A 17,598-nucleotide genomic window follows, 5' to 3' on the forward strand; every position below is an offset into this window, starting at 1 on the left:
GTTTGGCACCTCGATGTCGGCTCATCGCATCCTGGGGCTGTAGTCGGTCCCAAGGGTTGGGCTGTTCGCCCATTAAAGCGGTACGCGAGCTGGGTTCAGAACGTCGTGAGACAGTTCGGTCCCTATCCGTCGCGGGCGCAGGAAATTTGAGAGGAGCTGTCCTTAGTACGAGAGGACCGGGATGGACGCACCGCTGGTGTACCAGTTGTCTTGCCAAAGGCATCGCTGGGTAGCTATGTGCGGACGGGATAAGTGCTGAAAGCATCTAAGCATGAAGCCCCCCTCAAGATGAGATTTCCCATAGCGTCAAGCTAGTAAGATCCCTGAAAGATGATCAGGTTGATAGGTCAGAGATGGAAGCGTGGCGACATGTGGAGTTGACTGATACTAATCGATCGAGGACTTAACCTAAAGAAAAGCACAGCAATACTCAGCAACTTGTTATCTAGTTTTGAAGGAATAACTTTTAAAAAAAGGTTGAAATTCCTTTTGAATAATGTATAATATAATATGTCTGGTGATGATGGCGAAGAGGCCACACCCGTTCCCATGCCGAACACGGAAGTTAAGCTCTTCAGCGCCGATGGTAGTTGGGGGTTTCCCCCTGTGAGAGTAGGACGTCGCCAGGCTTATATGATTCCACAGTAGCTCAGTGGTAGAGCAATCGGCTGTTAACCGATCGGTCGTAGGTTCGAGTCCTACCTGTGGAGCCATTTGGAGAGCTGTCCGAGTGGCCGAAGGAGCACGATTGGAAATCGTGTAGGCGGTTAACGCTGCCTCAAGGGTTCAAATCCCTTGCTCTCCGCCATTTAATTAATACATTTATTCAATTGGCCCGTTGGTCAAGCGGTTAAGACACCGCCCTTTCACGGCGGTAACACGGGTTCGAATCCCGTACGGGTCATCATTTACAGGTTTTAAGCCTGTAATACGGAGGATTAGCTCAGCTGGGAGAGCACCTGCCTTACAAGCAGGGGGTCGGCGGTTCGATCCCGTCATCCTCCACCATTTATTATTATCGCGGGGTGGAGCAGTCTGGTAGCTCGTCGGGCTCATAACCCGAAGGTCGCAGGTTCAAATCCTGTCCCCGCAACCAATTATTATAAGGTGGTCCCGTGGTGTAGTGGTTAACATGCCTGCCTGTCACGCAGGAGATCGCGGGTTCGAGTCCCGTCGGGACCGCCATTTTTAAAGGTAATGCGATTTTAAAGCATAGAGGGTTGAGAGAAACGAGAAGTTCGAGGAAGCAATCGAGCGAACACCGTAGCGTATTTGCATACGTGAGGATGTGAGCGAGTGAAGCTGACGAAGAATTTCGACGTTTATCGCAAGCTGTAATATGGCTCGGTAGCTCAGTTGGTAGAGCAACGTAAACATCCATGAATCTTCAACGATGTAGTTGCGAGGAAGACCGAAAGGTACGACGAGCAAAGAAAGTGTAAGATTTTGAAAGAAGTTTAAAATAACATGGCTCGGTAGCTCAGTTGGTAGAGCAAAGGACTGAAAATCCTTGTGTCGGCGGTTCGATTCCGTCCCGAGCCACCATTTTATTGATGCCGGTGTAGCTCAATTGGTAGAGCAACTGACTTGTAATCAGTAGGTTGGGGGTTCAAGTCCTCTCGCCGGCACCATGTTAGAAAATTTAAGAATGTGGAGGGGTAGCGAAGTGGCTAAACGCGGCGGACTGTAAATCCGCTCCCTCAGGGTTCGGCGGTTCGAATCCGTCCCCCTCCACCATTTGCAATAGGGGCATAGTTTAACGGTAGAACAGAGGTCTCCAAAACCTCCGGTGTGGGTTCGATTCCTACTGCCCCTGCCAAAAGAATATGGCGGTTGTGGCGAAGTGGTTAACGCACCAGATTGTGGCTCTGGCACTCGTGGGTTCGATTCCCATCAATCGCCCCATATTTAACTTATAATTATATTCAAATGATTGGGCTATAGCCAAGCGGTAAGGCAACGGACTTTGACTCCGTCATGCGTTGGTTCGAATCCAGCTAGCCCAGCCATTTGCGGAAGTAGTTCAGTGGTAGAACACCACCTTGCCAAGGTGGGGGTCGCGGGTTCGAATCCCGTCTTCCGCTCCAGTATATGATTAAGGCGGCATAGCCAAGTGGTAAGGCCAAGGTCTGCAAAACCTTTATTCACCGGTTCAAATCCGGTTGCCGCCTCCATTTACTATATCGCCGGGGTGGCGGAACTGGCAGACGCACAGGACTTAAAATCCTGCGGTAGGTGACTACCGTACCGGTTCGATTCCGGTCCTCGGCACCATGTGCTTTTTAGATTGCCTTATATATTATGCCGGTGTGGCGGAATTGGCAGACGCGCACGACTCAAAATCGTGTTCCTTCTGGAGTGTCGGTTCGACCCCGACCACCGGTATCAGGCTTTTTTACAGGAGAAATACCTGTTTTCTTTTTTGTTTCATGTTCGACAAAATCTGATAAAATTTGCGGGTGTAGTTTAATGGTAAAACCTCAGCCTTCCAAGCTGATGTCGTGGGTTCGATTCCCATCACCCGCTCCATACATAACGGTTACAACGCAGTGTTTCGTTTAAATAAAAACGGGGCATTGCGTTTTTTATTTTGGTTGGGAAATGTTTATAACTAAGGATTTTCCCCTCATTATCATTGTGAAGGGAAAAATCCTTAAAAAGTAAGATAAAAAGGCTAAATGAAAAAGACCGTTATTCTTAACTAGGCGTTAACAAAAAATGTTGCTTCTCCTCCATGAAGCTGCAAAAACATATCCTTTAGGGATTTGGTCAATTTCTCTGCTTGCTCGATTGGAAGTGAGGGACGCAGGTAAACGATTTGAATGGCTTCTTTCGTCTGTTCCGTAGCAGGAGCCCTTTGTGAATCTACATATGGACTGCCAAATGGTCCATCTTGATCCGATGAGATTATTTTATTCTTTAAAGAAATGTTTCTTTCATTTAACGCTTTGTAATAATCATTCTCTTTGCCAATTGCAATCTTAATATCACCTTGTAAAAATTGGCAATCATAAATACCGATGGGGACTTCATATTGCAAAGAGAAAAAGTTATTGAGGTCAACAGCTGAGTTGATAGAAGGAAGGTATGTCTGTTTTTGAATGCGACGAAATAATGCTTCTGCTGAAGGGCGATACTTACTCGGATCTGTTCCCAGTTCTTTAAATATTTTTCTCCATTCCGATACCCCTTCAATTTCTGAAGGGGATTTTGTTTCTAAATCAAAAAATAGGGACTCTTGAAACAACCGAAGCCGACCTTTTAACATCTGAGGAGATGCTCCTACAGAAATATGTTTATAATGAATAATGCCAATCTTAAAATTCGGGATTTTTGCTTTAATGTTTGAGTGTATAGAAACTTCCATTTACTGACGCTCCCTTATCCACGGATTATCCTTTATTATAATAATTGTTGGACTGAAAAGAAATCAAATAGCCTTTTGGCATTTTAATAAGTTACAGAATACAATCAGGTTTGTTTTCAATTGAGAGTGAAACGATTTTTTGAAATAAGCAATTATAGAAGAGAGGAGGAAATAAGTTGTTGAATATGATACAGCTAAAAGAAGAAATTATTGCTTACAGTAAAACGATCGGCATCGATAAAATTGGCTTTGCCAGTGCTTCCACTTTTGAAGAACTCAAGGGACGTTTGATTGCTCAGCAAGAGTTAGGCTATCAATCAGGTTTTGAGGAGCCTGATATTGAAAAGCGAACGAACCCAGAGTTATTACTTCCAAAAGCTAGATCAATTATTGCGATTGCACTTGCATATCCATCGAAAATGCAAAATCCTCCTAAAAGCACTAAGCAGGAGCGAAGAGGCATCTTTTGCCGCGCTTCCTGGGGACGGGATTATCATGCGGTATTACGTGATCGTCTTGAAAAATTAGAGCAATTCATTTTAGAAAAAGTTCCGGAGGCAACAGTGAAGTCCATGGTAGATACGGGAGAGCTTTCGGATCGGGCGGTTGCGGAGAGAGCGGGAATAGGATGGAGCGGTAAGAATTGTGCTATTATTACCCCCGAATTTGGTTCTTATGTATATTTAGGAGAGATGGTTACTAACCTGCCTTTTCCTCCCGATACGCCGATAGAAGATCGCTGCCGAACTTGCAATAAGTGTATTGATGTTTGTCCAACAGGAGCGCTCGTAGGACCAGGACAATTAAATTCGCAGCGCTGTATTGCATTTTTAACTCAGACAAAGGGATTTTTGGCGGAAGAGTTTCGAGTTAAATTAGGAAACAGATTATATGGCTGCGATACCTGCCAGACTGTATGTCCAGAAAATAAGGGAAAGGATTTTCATTTTCACGCGGAAATGGAACCAGATCCAGAACTGGCCAAGCCTTTATTAAAGCCGCTGCTTCATATGAGCAATAGAGAGTTTAAAGAAAAGTTCGGACATGTTTCTGGCTCATGGCGAGGAAAAAAACCAATTCAACGCAACGCCATTATTGCATTAGCCCATTATAAGGATTCAACGGCTGTTTTAGATTTAGTAAGGTTATTGAAGGAAGATGTACGTCCGGTTATCAGGGGAACAGCTGCGTGGGCACTCGGGAAGATCGGAGAAAAGAGTGCTGTAGAGGATTTGGAAATAGCATACGATAGAGAACAAGATGAAGAGGTACGAGCTGAAATTGAAAAAGGATTACAGATGCTCAAGGTAGAAAGTCCGTGAATGTTGTATTAAAAAGAGAGGGGTTCATCATAGCGTTATAATAAAACGTATGAAAGTGGTGAAACCTTTGTTATCCAAAAAACATGTTTTGCATGCATTAATTGCAGCAAGAGCGGAAGGTTTAGTGAATGGACGTGTTGCAAGGGATTTTTCTTCCTTTCTCTCTCCCAAAATAGAGCAAAAAACAAATGCCTTTCAAAAAAGAGGAGCTGAGCTCGTAAAGTGCACAGCAAAAGGACAAATTCGCTCTGTAGAAACAGGCGATACGAAAACGAACATATTATATGATGTGCATTTTCAATCTTTGATTAAGCAAGGAAAATTCTTCTATATAGAAGAAGAGATGGAAACAAGAATGGCTGTTTTTTACAAAAATACACTTATCACGGATCGATTAATTGATTTGTTAGAGGAAGAACCAATTGCCGAATATGTGGAAAAAAATGATCTTGAAAAGGAACCTGCCGAAATGAGGGCGCATCCTTATAATCGGTTAGCCGTTGTGCGCTATGCAGAAACGTGGTGGAATAGTTACAATCCGAAGTATAAAAAGTTTGAAAACGATTGTACAAACTTTATTTCTCAGTGTGTTCACGAGGGAGGGGCACCGATGCGCGGCTATCCGAATAAGGGGAATGGGTGGTGGATGCAAAACAATTCGTGGAGTTATAGCTGGTCGGTTGCCAATGCCTTTCGTGCTTACTTAAAAAACTCCAAGGCAGGTTTAAAAGCGAAGCAAGTAACTCAGCCGCATGAACTGATGCTGGGCGATGTAATTTGCTACGACTTTGAAGGAGACGGAAAATGGAATCACACGACAGTGGTCGTCGCTAAAGATGCGAACGGGATGCCCCTTGTTAATGCCCATACGTACAATAGCCGAATGAGATATTGGGCTTATGAAGATTCCACGGCATATACACCGAATATTCAGTACGAATTTTTCCATATTCTCGGTTAGATTAGGGACTTTTGTTTTGAATGGATAGTGGTATAATGAAAATTAGATTTTTTGTTAGAGGTGAAATTTGTGGGACTACATGTTGTTTTATATCAACCAGAGATTCCAGCCAATACTGGCAATATTGCCAGAACTTGCGCTGCGACCGGTACAACTTTACATTTAATCCGTCCATTAGGATTTTCAACCGACGATAAAATGTTAAAACGGGCAGGACTGGATTATTGGGAACACGTAAAAGTTGTTTATCATGATTCATTAGAAGAAGTATTTGAAAAGTACAATGAAGGTCAATTTTATTTTCTTACAAAGTTTGGTCAAAAAGCGCATAGTACATTTGATTACAGTAATGCAGCCCAAGATCATTTCTTTGTATTTGGACGTGAAACAACGGGACTTCCAAAAGAGGTTATCCAAGCTAACATGGAACGCTGCCTTCGTGTCCCAATGAACGATAAGGTAAGGTCATTAAATTTGTCTAACACTGCTGCAATCCTTATTTACGAGGCTTTAAGACAACAAAATTTCCCTGGCCTATCGTAGAACTAAATGAACGAGTTTGAAGTAAAGAAGCCTTCCCATCTATAAGTGATGAGAAGGCTTTCATTGTATAAAAAAGAAAATTATTTACGTTTTACACCAGGCTTATCATTATATCCAGCTGTAAAAATGGCGGATATGAATGTTGCCATGACGCCTAATACTAAAATGGTTCTCACCGCTGTCTTCCTCCTTTACTTCACTTTCATTTCTGTACGATACTATAAATTTATTATAGCCTATGAGCCTGTCTGTTTGAAAGAAAAGTATGGAAAAAATTTAACAAAGTCCGTTCACGATACGACCAATGTTCTTGCGGATATAAATGGCATCGGGATGTCTATGGTACGGGGAGGTTCATAGTTTTTAGATTTGCGAAGTGAAAAAAAAGCATGTTCAAGGACATCCTTGCATAGATTGTATTAATCTTGGTCACTAGCATCAATGGTAGGGGAGGTCCTTTAATGGATATATTAAAAAAGATTGGAATGTATCGTGAAGAAGAACAAAGGCTCAAGTGGGAAGGCACCTTCGCAGAGTATTTAGAGATTTTAAAAGAAAAACCTATAGTTGCACAATCAGCCCATTCAAGAGTTTACAATATGATCAAAGATGCTGGTTATGAAGAAGTGAATGGAAAAAGGAAATATCAATTTTTCAGTGGTCAATTATTTGGTTTGGAGGAAGCGCTGGAACGGCTTGTGGAGGAGTATTTCCATCCAGCAGCGAAGCGCTTGGATGTTCGGAAGCGGATTTTATTGTTAATGGGTCCTGTAAGCGGAGGTAAATCGACGTTGGTGACGATGTTAAAACGAGGGCTGGAGAAATACTCTCATACAGACAACGGTGCTATTTATGCTATCAAAGGGTGCCCAATGCATGAAGATCCACTGCACCTGATTCCTCATCATCTTCGCGATGACTTTTATGATGAGTATGGAATTCGTGTAGAGGGATATCTATCACCGCTTAATATGATGCGCCTTGAAGAAGAATATGGCGGACGTATTGAAGATGTGTTAGTGGAAAGAATCTTCTTATCCGAAAACAAACGTACTGGCATTGGAACATTCAGTCCGTCTGATCCTAAGTCACAGGATATTGCAGACTTAACGGGAAGTATCGACTTCTCCACGATTGCCGAATTCGGTTCTGAATCAGACCCGCGAGCTTACCGGTTCGATGGTGAGTTAAATAAGGCAAACCGCGGAATGATGGAGTTCCAGGAAATGCTTAAGTGTGATGAAAAATTCTTATGGCATTTACTATCTCTTACTCAGGAAGGAAACTTTAAAGCTGGTCGTTTTGCTTTAATTAGTGCAGATGAGCTGATTGTGGCTCATACGAATGAAACGGAGTATCGTTCATTTATTTCAAACAAGAAAAATGAAGCTCTCCATTCTCGGATTATTGTCATGCCAATTCCCTATAACTTAAAAGTAAGCGAAGAAGAGCGAATTTACGAAAAAATGATTAGAGAAAGTGACGTATCAGATGTACACATTGCTCCACATACACTTCGTGTAGCAGCGATGTTTAGCATTTTAACGCGCTTAAAAGAAGCGAAAAAAGGCGATATCGATTTAGTGAAGAAAATGAGATTGTATGACGGTCAGGCAGTTGAAGGATATAATGATGCAGACGTAGAGGAATTAAAGAAGGAGCATGCAGATGAGGGAATGAGCGGAATCGATCCACGTTATGTCATTAATCGTATTTCCTCAACCATTATTCGCAAGGAAGTGAAATCCATTAATGCACTCGATGTGCTGCGCTCCTTAAAAGAAGGCTTAGACCAACATCCGTCCATCCCGAATGAAGATCGTGAGCGTTATTTAAATTACATCTCCTTAGCCAGAAAAGAATATGATGAAATTGCGAAAAAAGAAGTTCAAAAAGCATTTGTTTATTCATATGAAGAATCGGCTAAGACATTGATGGATAACTATTTAGACAATGTTGAAGCATATTGCAATAAAAATAAACTTCGTGATCCTTTAACAGGAGAAGAAATGAATCCAGACGAAAAGCTTATGCGTTCTATTGAAGAACAAATCGGCATTTCTGAAAATGCGAAGAAAGCGTTCCGTGAAGAAATCTTAATTCGTATTTCGGCTTATGCACGCAAAGGAAAAAGGTTTGATTATAATTCTCATGAGCGTTTACGTGAAGCGATTCAAAAGAAACTGTTTGCCGACCTTAAGGATGTGGTGAAAATCACAACATCTACGAAAACACCGGATGAACAGCAATTGAAGAAAGTGAACGAAGTTGTAGCTCGACTAATTGATGAGCATGGATATAACTCTGTTTCCGCCAATGAATTGCTTCGTTATGTAGGAAGTTTATTGAACCGATAAGAGGAACGCTGCCGCTTTGGCAGTGTTTCTTCTCTTTCCCAAAGGCGATGTTAAAGAATAGTGTTGATTACCATTTTGATCCATTTGTTTAAAAAGGTCTTTTCAAGCGCTTCGGTGTCTGTCCCGGATTACGTAATATCTAAGAAAATCACTTTCTTTGGTATATGTTTGAAAATAGAAAATGGCGGGAATTGTACAACTAGAGGTGATAAGGATGAAAGAAGAACAAAAACCGAAGAATAGTTCTATGGCACAGAATTTAGAAGAAATGAAAGAGCACGGCAAGACAATGGAAAACATGGATACAAACAAGCAGGTGAAACAAAAGGGAATGGAACCAGATCCTAAGCAGGATTAAGGAAGCAGCCAATCTTGTATATAAGAGATGCACTGGACAAGTACAAAACTTGTCTATTTTTTTATGGGGAGTCACACAATTATCTTAATTATTTGTCAATTATCTTGGATTTATGCATAGTATAAGAGTAACCAACCTTTCTAAAGGGGACGTTGTTTCACTAAAGCATTCATCATAATCTATGCGATTGATTTATGGATGGTGACTGTTTTTTTCGATAAAGAATAGTTTTTAAAGGTAGAGCGATTGAGAGCTCCGTGATGGAGATTGAATGAGTCAGCCTTAGCGACAGTTTTCTTCATTCGAGAAGCAAAAAATGTATCTGTCGATTAGGGGAAAAGAAGTAAGGAGGGGGAAAAGGATGGGAAAAGAAGATAATAAAAATTTTGCGATTTCAAAAGAAGATTGGTCCCTCCATCGAAAAGGCCATGATGATCAGAAGAGGCATCAAGAGAAAATTCAAGAGGCAATTAAAAATAATCTTCCTGATCTTATTACAGAAGAAAATATCATCATGTCAAATGGAAAAGATGTAGTCAAGATTCCAATTCGTTCTTTGGATGAATATCGCATTCGCTATAACTATGACAAAAATAAGCATGTTGGTCAAGGCGATGGAGACAGCAAAGTAGGAGATGTTGTAGCAAGAGACGGATCTGGAGGGAAGGGTCAGCAAGGGGCCGGTAAAGGCCAAGGAGCAGGAGACCAGGCCGGCGAGGACTATTATGAAGCGGAAGTATCTTTAATGGAATTGGAAGAGGCTTTGTTTGCACAATTGGAACTGCCTCGGTTAAAAAGGAAAGAAAGCGATCAAAATGTTGTGCAGCATATCGAGTTCAATGATATTCGCCGAACCGGGTTAATGGGGAATATTGACAAAAAAAGAACAATGATGTCGGCTTACAAACGCAATGCAATGAGCGGTAAGCCTAGTTTTCATCCCATTTTTCCGGAAGATTTAAAGTTTAAAACATGGAATGAAGTGTTAAAACCTGAATCCAAAGCCGTTGTTCTTGCCATGATGGATACAAGCGGATCAATGGGGATTTGGGAAAAGTATATGGCTCGCAGCTTTTTCTTCTGGATGACGCGTTTTTTACGTACTAAATATGAGACAGTCGATATTGAATTCATTGCCCATCATACAGAGGCCAAAGTCGTATCAGAAGAAGATTTCTTCTCAAAAGGAGAAAGCGGAGGTACCATTTGTTCATCCGCTTATCGAAAAGCGCTGGAGCTCATTGAGCAAAAATATGATCCGGCCCGCTATAATATCTATCCATTTCATTTTTCGGACGGAGATAATTTAACTTCAGATAACGCCCGATGTGTCAAACTTGTCAATGACTTGATGAAAGTGTCTAACATGTTTGGGTATGGAGAAGTAAATCAGTACAACCGCCACTCCACTCTAATGTCTGCATATAAGAACATCAACGATGAGAAGTTCCATCATTATATCCTCAAACAAAAAGCCGATGTGTTCCACGCGATGAGAAGTTTCTTTAAGAAAGATGAAGAGAATAAAGCGTATGTATAAAGAAACCAGCCGGGAAGGCTGGTTTTTTTTGATTATATAGCGAATCAATATGGGGACATAAAGTGAGGATGCGGAATAAATAATCAGCTTCTTTTTAGGTGAATTTGTTTACATTGTCTTGATCTTTTTTTTATGTTGCAAGTCCTGACGCGAAAGATTAAAATATTAAAGCATATATATAGGGAAATTTCACCATTGGCGATGTCTTTCATCTCCCAATGATAATCAATTGTATCTGGCTTTTACGGGCAGTAGACCCCACTTACATTTCTTCGATTATACGGGGGGCTTACTGCCTGTTAATGCGGGATAAAGGACGGTGTAACATGAAAGAGAAAAATAATGTAATTCCATTTATCCTTAAAAAGGAAGGCGCTGATTATACACCTGCTTCCATCACTTTAGATAAAGATATCGTAAAGTTACTAGAAATTATGCCGTTTGAAGAACGGAATCGTTTTTTAAATGAAGTTTTAGACTTCTTTTTTGAGTATGTGCAAGGTGATGAAGACGAAATCAAATAAAAAGCATCTGGTTATGTGAACCAGGTGTTTTTTATTTGAGGTAAAGGTTTAAACATCTGCTGAACAAGGTACTTAATGTACAAAGCAAGATTTTAAAAAGGAGATGTTAAGAATGGAATATAATTGAAAAAAAGCTGATGATGGCCGGCATGGCATTTTCTTTAATCTTGGGTGGCTTAGCAGGCTGCGGTGATGGAGTAGACCAAGATAATGGTGTCAATGATGGTCAGAAAAATGACGAAATGGATGAAAAGAATACAGAAGAAGGTTAAAATAAAATAATGACGGAAAGATAAAGTCAACCGTACGAAGTGGTTGACTTTATTTTTGGTCCTGTTGAACAAGGGTGTTGATTTTTATAGCATTTTGGCATTCAAATAAGTCAAAAATCATTCATATCGTTTTTTAAGATTCTCCTGTCAGGGATTGAAGGGGTGTTTTAAACACTTCGATACGCTTAATATGGTGACCTTCCATATCGACTACTTTAAATGTGTAGTCTCCAAACGTAATGGAATCACCTTTTTTAACTTCAAACTGTTGTGTTAGTACCCAACCGCCGATGGTATCCATATCTTCTTCTTCAATATTAGTTCCGAGTAAATCATTGACTTCATCGATTAGAATTTTCGAATCCAACATATAATGGTTCTCATTAATTCGTTGAGTATATGGCAGTTCATCAGCATCAAATTCATCGCGGATGTCGCCGACGATTTCCTCTAAAATGTCTTCAACAGTGACGAGGCCTGCGGTTCCGCCGTATTCATCCATTAAAACAGCCATATGTATGCGGTCTTTTTGCATCTTTAGCAACAAATCATGAATAGGAATGGATTCAATCACTTGAATGATAGGTTTAACATAATGTTCAACAGGTAGTGACTGGATATCTTTACCGTGAACAAAATCGGTCAGAATTTCTTTAATGTTAATCAGCCCGATAATTTGGTCTTTATCACTGTCCAATACGACTGGATAACGGGTATATTTTTCAATCCCTGCAATATTTAAAAAACTTTCGATTGCAGCATCTTTTGAAACACTTACAATCTCTGTTCTCGGTACCATAATTTCTTTTGCGATTCGGTCATCGAATTCAAAGATATTATTTACATATTTAAACTCGGATTGGTTGATTTCCCCGCTTTCATAACTTTCGGATAGAATGATGCGCAATTCTTCTTCACTATGTGCCAATTCATGTTCCGATGCAGGTTTTAATCCAAAGAAACCAGTCACTAAACGAGCTGATCCGTTTAATGCCCAAATGAACGGATACATCACTTTATAAAATAAAATTAATGGACCAGAGAACAGAAGGGTCACTGTTTCTGCTTTTTGAATGGCCCATGTTTTAGGAGCAAGCTCTCCGACTACTACATGTAAAAAGGTAATAAATAAGAAAGCGATGATAAATGAAAGAATATTGATGAGCGATGTTGCCAAGTTGAATGTTTCAAAAATTGGATGTAAAATCCTTTCTACGGTCGGTTCTCCTAACCAGCCCAATCCCAATGCAGTGACGGTAATCCCTAATTGACTGGCAGAAAGATATTCGTCAAGGTTTGAGATGACTTTTTTAGCGGCAAGGGCATTTTTGTTTCCTTCCGTAATGAGTTGATCGATGCGTGTGCTTCGAATCTTCACAATGGCAAATTCAGAAGCGACGAAAAATCCTGTAAGTGCGATTAAAATAGCGACTAATATGAGGTTAATAATTTCCAACTATACTTCCTTACCGTGCTATCGAATATAGCAAGTAAGGTAACACCTCCTAATAAGATGAAATCACATTCGTTTTACTGTACCATGAGTATATTAAAGTGAAAAACAAATAAAAAATTTGATGGCTCATTTTAAATTGTGCCCAAATGCTGTAAAGGATATAAAAACAGAGATTATTCTTGCAAGTGAAGAAAAAGGGCTTTATTTTAGAAATGAGGACATTGAGTCAAGGGAAGTGAATATGTGTTAAAGTCAAAAGTGCATTTTTGGACTCTTCAAATTTTGTTAATTGTGCTTATTATTTATTTCAGTACGAAAATTTCTTTTTTATTTGAACCGATCGTGGTGTTTGTTTCCACGCTTTTTTTTCCAATTTTAATTGCAGGGTTTCTCTATTTTTTATTTAACCCGATTGTTAAATTTTTAATTAAGTACAAAGTGCCGCGGAATTTAGCAATCCTGATTTTATACGTGGTCTTTATTGGATTAATGAGTATCGGAATCGGCGTAGTGGCACCGGTTTTATCAGAACAAATTACCGATTTAGTCCGAAATCTTCCTTCGTATATCTCAAAAACCCGTACTTTCTTTGAAGGGCTGTCTCAATCCAAATGGTTTAAATGGGTGTTGGGGCAGGAGTTTATTTCTCTCGAAAAGGTTGAAGACACGTTAACGAGTTATGCAGCCTCTTTGCCGGATAATGTAACAAAGAGTATGACGATGGTATTTGGTGTAATCGCTAATATTACACTAACGGTTGTTACAGTGCCGTTCATCTTATTTTACATGTTTAAAGATGGCTATAAGTTTCCGAAAGCAGCCGTTCGTTTTTTGCCGGTTTCTTATCGAAAAGACGGTTTACATATCATTGAGGAAACAAGTGAGACTCTCGCTGCCTATATTCAAGGACAATTTCTTGTTGCCTTATTTGTAGGGATTTTCACCTTCATTGGATATTTAATTATTGGATTGCCTTATGGCCTTACATTGGCCATTATCGTGGCAATTACCAACATTATTCCGTATCTTGGTCCTTTTATTGGCGGGACTCCGGCCGTTATTATTGCGTTGCTGGATTCGCCGACGAAAGCGTTGCTTGTTATTGTCGTCATCACGATTGTTCAGCAAATAGACGGAAACTTTATCTCGCCCCTTGTAATAGGTAAAAGATTGGATATTCATCCGCTCACGATTATTATCATTTTATTGGTGGCAGGCAATCTGGCCGGGGTGCTGGGCATGATTTTAGGTGTTCCTTTATATGCCGTAACAAAAACGATTATTGTTAATATCGCCAAATTGGTCCAACTAAGAAATCGCAAATTAAAGGAAGAATTGCCTGCCCATGATTAAAAGACTTTCTAAATAAAAGCTCAGCCAATAAGGCTGGGCTTTTCATTTAGACACAAATCGATTTCCGGTAATCCAAAATCTCCATGGATAATCTTTGGCTTCTCCGGAATTATCAATCCCAATTCTTTTTCCTGAAGAAATTCTCTCTGGTTGATATCCCTTCGCTAAAAATAGAGGAGGGATGAAGAGGGGCTGGCCATAGTCTTCCATCGTAATTCCCATTGCTTTCGTCAATTTGCCGGGTCCGTTTGTCCAGTTTCTTTTCTCGTTTATCCCATTTCTTCGCTGCTCCATAAGGGATTGGCCGCTAAATGGTTCCACTGCCCTAATCAGGACTGCTTCCGGTTTTTCCTGCTCGCCGCTCACTACATTTACTAAACAATGAGTATGCATAGTGTATGTATACGCATAGCCGGCTTCTCCGAACATAACTTCTGTTCTTTTAGTTCTTCGGTTTCCGTAGCTGTGAGCGGCTCGGTCGCTTGGACCGATATAAGCTTCTGTTTCAACTATAAAACCGGATGTAATGCCTTCTTTTGTCTCTTTTATTAAGAGGCATCCGAGCAGAGCTTTGGCGAGCGTGAGGGTAGGCTGATGGAAGAACTCTTTTTCGACAGGTTGAACTTGCAGAGAGTGGTCCGGGTCATCATTTGAGAATAGTGGATATAGATAGTTGCTTTCCAACCGCTTCATCTCCTTTTAGCGTGTCAATATGTGATATAAAATTCTCGTTATTCCTTTAATTTACACATCAATAAGATGATTCAAACTTCACTCCATTTCTTTTGATTTGGTGATATTTAACTTTCTTAAAATAATGTTTGACTTTTTTATCTGCACCCCTTAAAGTAGTTAAGGTGATTTGAAAAAGACTACAATATAATCTTCTTATCAAGAGAGACGGAGGGACTGGCCCGATGATGTCTCGGCAGCGGACTTTAAGAGAGTGCTGTGCCAAATCCAGCAAGCGGGATGCTTGAGAGATGAGAAGAGTGTTTCTTATATTCAATATATAAGACCTCTTCTTGCTTGTGAGAAGGGGTCTTTTTCATGAATCAATATAGGAGTGAGGTGCGATTATTGAGTAAAGGAAAAGGAAATCCATTGGCTTTATTGCCGTTAGGAATATTTTTGGCATTATTTGTTGGTTCCGGTGTGGTTACGGGTGATTTTTACAAAATGCCTGTTTTAGTAGCCATTGTAATTGCGGCTATGGCGGCGTTAATCATGAATCGAAAAGAGACGCTAACCGCAAAGATTGAACGATTTGCAACAGGAGCAGGTCATCCTGATATCATTATCATGACCTTTATCTTTATTTTGGCGGGAGCTTTTTCAGCTTCAGCAAAAGGAATGGGAGCTGTGGAATCGACAGTTAATTTAGCTTTATCTGTTCTTCCTCCAAGCTTTCTAGTAGTAGGTTTATTTGTGATTGGCGCTTTTATCTCTCTATCTATGGGTACATCCATGGGAACGATTGCCGCATTGGCGCCGATTGGTGTCGGGATTAGCGGAGAAACGGATATTCCATTGGCTTTATCTATGGCTGCAGTAATAGGAGGAGCGATGTTTGGAGACAATCTATCTTTTATTTCCGATACAACGATTGCGGCTGTTCGGACACAGCAGACGGAAATGAAGGATAAGTTTAAAACAAATTTCTTTATCGTTCTGCCGGCTGCTCTTTTAACGGCTGTTATTTTAGTCATCATTACAGCGGGTAATCATTCAACTGTAGCGGCAGAAAGTTTTAACTGGATAAAGATTTTGCCGTATGTAGGTGTATTAATAACAGCATTGCTGGGACTTAATGTGCTCGGTGTTTTAACAGGGGGAACGATTTTAGCCGGTGTTATCGGTTTAATGGATGGAAGTTATCAATTAGCAAGCTTTTTACAAACTGTCACAGAAGGCATTCTTGGTATGGCGGAGCTTGTTATTCTTGCGCTGTTAATTGGCGGAATGGTTGAGATTATTAAATATAATGGCGGTATCGACTATTTATTAAACTTGATGACACGAAGCATAAAATCCAAAAAGGGCGCGGAATTCGGAATTGCAGGTCTTGTTAGTTTAACGAATTTTTCAACGGCTAATAATACGATTTCCATTATTTTTACGGGCCCTCTTGCCAAAGACATTGCCGATCAATATGAAATTGACAAACGTAAATCAGCCAGTTTATTAGATATTTTCTCATGCAGTGTACAGGGATTGATTCCGTACGGAGCTCAAATTTTAACGGCCGCTAAGTTGGCAGAGATTTCACCAATCAGTGTGTGGCCTTATTCCTTCTATCCGGTTTTAATTGCCATTTTTGGCATAATTTCCATTTTAATTGGCTTCCCGAGATTTTCTGCAGCAAAAAATAAAAAAGAACAAAAAGTATTTGGAATGAACGGAAGCTATACGAGTAAATAAGTAAAAGTCAGCCTATCGGGCTGACTTTTACTTATTTACAGAAAAAGGGGGCTGTTTACTATTATTTTTTTAAAAAGATTCTTTTGCCGGATCCGTTACATGTTTTGCATATCGTAGTGATGGAAATGAAAAGGCGTTTCTTTTTAATTTTTCCTGTTCCATTACATTTGGGGCATATGATGATAACCGCCACTTTTGTTGTCACCTTCTGTCTTTGTTCATTTTCGGTTGAACAAGGAGAAGCAGACGTTGAGCGGAATGAAATGAACAAGGAAAGCTTACTTAATACAAACAGCAATACCTAGAGGATAGTGCATTCCTTCTCTTTTCGTTTCAACGAGAACACCGCGCTGATAGAAAAATTCTGCTTCTGAGTAATCGTGAAATAAATCTTGGAATTCATCCAAGGTAAGTTGGTGAACATGAAAAGGTTCACTTGATGGTTTCCCGCGCCCTAATCCAAATGGGGTAGAAATCACAAGTGTACCCCCTGGTTTTAACATTTTATAAAGATTTGTTAAAAATTGTTCTTCTTCTTTTATATGTTCCAATGTTTCAAAGCTCATAATGCAATCGAATGTTCCTAATTTTTCCGGAAGAGAAGGATCGGCTGCATTTCCTTCGCAAAAAGTTACTTTTGGATGATAATGTGTTCCTTGAGCATATTGAATAATAGCGGGATCGATATCAACACCTATTATTTCGTCAATTTTCTTTTTAGCTGCTTTAGCTACAAGCTGGCTTCCAAAGCCGCTTCCACATGCTATATCAAGCACTCTTCCTTTCGTATATAAAATAGCGAATTGATATCTTGCAATATGTTCAAGCAATAAGCCGTTTGTCGGCTTCATGAGGTGAGGGATGACCCTCTCGCCTGTATATTCAATCATACTTACTTTACCTCTTTCATGGGGGGTGTGACTCAAACTTATTGTACCTTAAAAGATAACAGAGGAGAACAAACAACGGCCATTTGGTGAACGCGGTAATATATGCTATAGTGGAAGATGCATTTCTTTCGTTATTTTTTGAATGGTCAAAAATAGAAGTGGAAAATTTGATGGAAAGATAGAAGATTTATTTTAAAATAAAGAGTGGTATGTAAGAAGAAAAACCCTATTAAT

General features: G+C 40.1%; 15 protein-coding genes, 17 tRNA genes, 1 rRNA gene and 1 riboswitch. Of the genes, 29 read left to right on the top strand and 4 right to left on the bottom strand.

From position 1 onward, the window contains the following. The first annotated feature begins 513 nt into the window (after positions 1 to 513). From rrf to BK575_RS00870, 18 genes are all read left to right on the top strand, one after another. Positions 514 to 629, top strand: a 5S ribosomal RNA gene (rrf, locus tag BK575_RS00785). Positions 630 to 638: 9 nt separating this feature from the next. Beyond that, positions 639 to 713 (top strand) — tRNA-Asn (locus BK575_RS00790). 3 nt (positions 714 to 716) lie between these two features. Continuing rightward, positions 717 to 808 (top strand) — tRNA-Ser (locus BK575_RS00795). 24 nt (positions 809 to 832) lie between these two features. Continuing rightward, positions 833 to 904: transfer RNA gene (locus BK575_RS00800), tRNA-Glu, on the top strand. A gap of 28 nt (positions 905 to 932) precedes the next feature. Continuing rightward, positions 933 to 1,008: transfer RNA gene (locus tag BK575_RS00805), tRNA-Val, on the top strand. A gap of 11 nt (positions 1,009 to 1,019) precedes the next feature. After that, positions 1,020 to 1,096: transfer RNA gene (locus BK575_RS00810), tRNA-Met, on the top strand. 13 nt (positions 1,097 to 1,109) lie between these two features. Continuing rightward, positions 1,110 to 1,185: transfer RNA gene (locus tag BK575_RS00815), tRNA-Asp, on the top strand. Between the two features lie 284 nt (positions 1,186 to 1,469). Then, positions 1,470 to 1,545 (top strand) — tRNA-Phe (locus BK575_RS00820). 10 nt (positions 1,546 to 1,555) lie between these two features. Continuing rightward, positions 1,556 to 1,631: transfer RNA gene (locus BK575_RS00825), tRNA-Thr, on the top strand. Between the two features lie 21 nt (positions 1,632 to 1,652). After that, a tRNA-Tyr gene (locus BK575_RS00830) sits at positions 1,653 to 1,737 on the top strand. Between the two features lie 8 nt (positions 1,738 to 1,745). Further along, positions 1,746 to 1,819, top strand: a tRNA-Trp gene (locus BK575_RS00835). A 10-nt stretch (positions 1,820 to 1,829) separates the two neighbouring features. After that, positions 1,830 to 1,905 (top strand) — tRNA-His (locus BK575_RS00840). A gap of 29 nt (positions 1,906 to 1,934) precedes the next feature. Then, a tRNA-Gln gene (locus BK575_RS00845) sits at positions 1,935 to 2,009 on the top strand. Positions 2,010 to 2,012: 3 nt separating this feature from the next. Beyond that, positions 2,013 to 2,087 (top strand) — tRNA-Gly (locus BK575_RS00850). A gap of 12 nt (positions 2,088 to 2,099) precedes the next feature. Then, positions 2,100 to 2,174 (top strand) — tRNA-Cys (locus BK575_RS00855). 11 nt (positions 2,175 to 2,185) lie between these two features. Continuing rightward, positions 2,186 to 2,274: transfer RNA gene (locus tag BK575_RS00860), tRNA-Leu, on the top strand. A 29-nt stretch (positions 2,275 to 2,303) separates the two neighbouring features. Next, positions 2,304 to 2,385 (top strand) — tRNA-Leu (locus tag BK575_RS00865). Positions 2,386 to 2,455: 70 nt separating this feature from the next. After that, positions 2,456 to 2,529, top strand: a tRNA-Gly gene (locus BK575_RS00870). A gap of 172 nt (positions 2,530 to 2,701) precedes the next feature. Here the strand turns inward: BK575_RS00870 and BK575_RS00875 are convergent. Beyond that, on the bottom strand, positions 2,702 to 3,367 hold the full coding sequence (locus BK575_RS00875) for a B3/B4 domain-containing protein (protein ID WP_078408477.1): 666 nt from the start codon (positions 3,365 to 3,367) through the stop codon (positions 2,702 to 2,704). A 185-nt stretch (positions 3,368 to 3,552) separates the two neighbouring features. Here BK575_RS00875 and queG point away from each other — a divergent pair, with 185 nt between their 5' ends. The 9 genes from queG (at position 3,553) to BK575_RS29250 (ending at position 11,244) form a co-directional block, all read left to right on the top strand. Further along, a complete protein-coding gene (gene queG / locus BK575_RS00880) occupies positions 3,553 to 4,689 on the top strand; it encodes a tRNA epoxyqueuosine(34) reductase QueG (RefSeq protein WP_407984364.1) in 1,137 nt (378 codons plus the stop codon). A gap of 67 nt (positions 4,690 to 4,756) precedes the next feature. Next, positions 4,757 to 5,650: an amidase domain-containing protein gene (locus tag BK575_RS00885; RefSeq protein WP_078414591.1), complete on the top strand. Its 894-nt coding sequence runs from the start codon at positions 4,757 to 4,759 to the stop codon at positions 5,648 to 5,650. Positions 5,651 to 5,719: 69 nt separating this feature from the next. Beyond that, the gene (trmL, locus tag BK575_RS00890) at positions 5,720 to 6,193 is read left to right on the top strand and encodes a tRNA (uridine(34)/cytosine(34)/5-carboxymethylaminomethyluridine(34)-2'-O)-methyltransferase TrmL (protein WP_078408478.1); all 474 of its coding nucleotides are present in this window, start codon (positions 5,720 to 5,722) and stop codon (positions 6,191 to 6,193) included. Between the two features lie 63 nt (positions 6,194 to 6,256). Further along, entirely contained in the window at positions 6,257 to 6,553 is a 297-nt protein-coding gene (locus BK575_RS28240; protein ID WP_078408479.1) for a hypothetical protein, read from the top strand. A 101-nt stretch (positions 6,554 to 6,654) separates the two neighbouring features. Beyond that, positions 6,655 to 8,550, top strand: a complete 1,896-nt coding sequence (locus BK575_RS00900; RefSeq protein WP_078408480.1) for a PrkA family serine protein kinase — start codon at positions 6,655 to 6,657, stop codon at positions 8,548 to 8,550. Positions 8,551 to 8,764: 214 nt separating this feature from the next. Then, on the top strand, positions 8,765 to 8,908 hold the full coding sequence (locus BK575_RS28245) for a hypothetical protein (protein WP_169907466.1): 144 nt from the start codon (positions 8,765 to 8,767) through the stop codon (positions 8,906 to 8,908). A 361-nt stretch (positions 8,909 to 9,269) separates the two neighbouring features. Then, a complete protein-coding gene (gene yhbH, locus BK575_RS00905; protein WP_078408481.1) occupies positions 9,270 to 10,448 on the top strand; it encodes a sporulation protein YhbH in 1,179 nt (392 codons plus the stop codon). 326 nt (positions 10,449 to 10,774) lie between these two features. After that, a complete protein-coding gene (locus BK575_RS00910; RefSeq protein ID WP_078414592.1) occupies positions 10,775 to 10,972 on the top strand; it encodes a hypothetical protein in 198 nt (65 codons plus the stop codon). 149 nt (positions 10,973 to 11,121) lie between these two features. Next, positions 11,122 to 11,244 (top strand): hypothetical protein, encoded by a 123-nt coding sequence (locus tag BK575_RS29250; RefSeq protein ID WP_268877695.1) that lies wholly within the window; start codon positions 11,122 to 11,124, stop codon positions 11,242 to 11,244. Positions 11,245 to 11,377: 133 nt separating this feature from the next. Here BK575_RS29250 and BK575_RS00915 read toward each other — a convergent pair whose 3' ends face one another. After that, complete coding sequence (locus tag BK575_RS00915) at positions 11,378 to 12,700, bottom strand: hemolysin family protein (protein ID WP_078408482.1); 1,323 nt, start codon at positions 12,698 to 12,700, stop codon at positions 11,378 to 11,380. 243 nt (positions 12,701 to 12,943) lie between these two features. Between BK575_RS00915 and BK575_RS00920 the strand changes: the two genes are divergently transcribed. After that, positions 12,944 to 14,053 carry an AI-2E family transporter gene (locus BK575_RS00920; protein ID WP_078408483.1) on the top strand — a complete coding sequence of 370 codons (1,110 nt, stop codon included), beginning with the start codon at positions 12,944 to 12,946 and terminating at the stop codon, positions 14,051 to 14,053. A gap of 42 nt (positions 14,054 to 14,095) precedes the next feature. Here the strand turns inward: BK575_RS00920 and BK575_RS00925 are convergent, their stop codons facing one another. Further along, positions 14,096 to 14,683, bottom strand: coding sequence for a DNA-3-methyladenine glycosylase (locus BK575_RS00925; protein ID WP_235867450.1), 588 nt, complete (start codon positions 14,681 to 14,683; stop codon positions 14,096 to 14,098). Between the two features lie 255 nt (positions 14,684 to 14,938). Further along, positions 14,939 to 15,043: riboswitch (SAM riboswitch) on the top strand. Positions 15,044 to 15,103: 60 nt separating this feature from the next. Between BK575_RS00925 and BK575_RS00930 the strand changes: the two genes are divergently transcribed. Then, positions 15,104 to 16,474 (top strand): Na+/H+ antiporter NhaC family protein, encoded by a 1,371-nt coding sequence (locus tag BK575_RS00930; RefSeq protein WP_407984294.1) that lies wholly within the window; start codon positions 15,104 to 15,106, stop codon positions 16,472 to 16,474. Between the two features lie 278 nt (positions 16,475 to 16,752). On the opposite strand, the gene BK575_RS00940 is transcribed toward BK575_RS00930, so the two are convergent. Then, positions 16,753 to 17,364 carry a class I SAM-dependent methyltransferase gene (locus BK575_RS00940; protein WP_078408486.1) on the bottom strand — a complete coding sequence of 204 codons (612 nt, stop codon included), beginning with the start codon at positions 17,362 to 17,364 and terminating at the stop codon, positions 16,753 to 16,755. Between the last annotated feature and the right edge of the window lie 234 nt (positions 17,365 to 17,598).

The sequence above is a fragment of the Priestia abyssalis genome (genome assembly GCF_002019595.1).
GTDB lineage: Bacteria > Bacillota > Bacilli > Bacillales > Bacillaceae_H > Bacillus_BA > Bacillus_BA abyssalis.

What these genes read in the sequence shown, in the direction of transcription:
- BK575_RS00875 (WP_078408477.1), bottom strand. Translation starts at nt 3,367, where the DNA reads ATGGAAGTTTCTATACACTCAAACATTAAAGCAAAAATCCCGAATTTT.
- queG (WP_407984364.1), top strand. Translation starts at nt 3,553, where the DNA reads ATGATACAGCTAAAAGAAGAAATTATTGCTTACAGTAAAACGATCGGC.
- BK575_RS00900 (WP_078408480.1), top strand. Translation starts at nt 6,655, where the DNA reads ATGGATATATTAAAAAAGATTGGAATGTATCGTGAAGAAGAACAAAGG.
- BK575_RS28245 (WP_169907466.1), top strand. Translation starts at nt 8,765, where the DNA reads ATGAAAGAAGAACAAAAACCGAAGAATAGTTCTATGGCACAGAATTTA.
- yhbH (WP_078408481.1), top strand. Translation starts at nt 9,270, where the DNA reads ATGGGAAAAGAAGATAATAAAAATTTTGCGATTTCAAAAGAAGATTGG.
- BK575_RS00910 (WP_078414592.1), top strand. Translation starts at nt 10,775, where the DNA reads ATGAAAGAGAAAAATAATGTAATTCCATTTATCCTTAAAAAGGAAGGC.
- BK575_RS29250 (WP_268877695.1), top strand. Translation starts at nt 11,122, where the DNA reads ATGGCATTTTCTTTAATCTTGGGTGGCTTAGCAGGCTGCGGTGATGGA.
- BK575_RS00930 (WP_407984294.1), top strand. Translation starts at nt 15,104, where the DNA reads ATGAATCAATATAGGAGTGAGGTGCGATTATTGAGTAAAGGAAAAGGA.
- BK575_RS00940 (WP_078408486.1), bottom strand. Translation starts at nt 17,364, where the DNA reads ATGATTGAATATACAGGCGAGAGGGTCATCCCTCACCTCATGAAGCCG.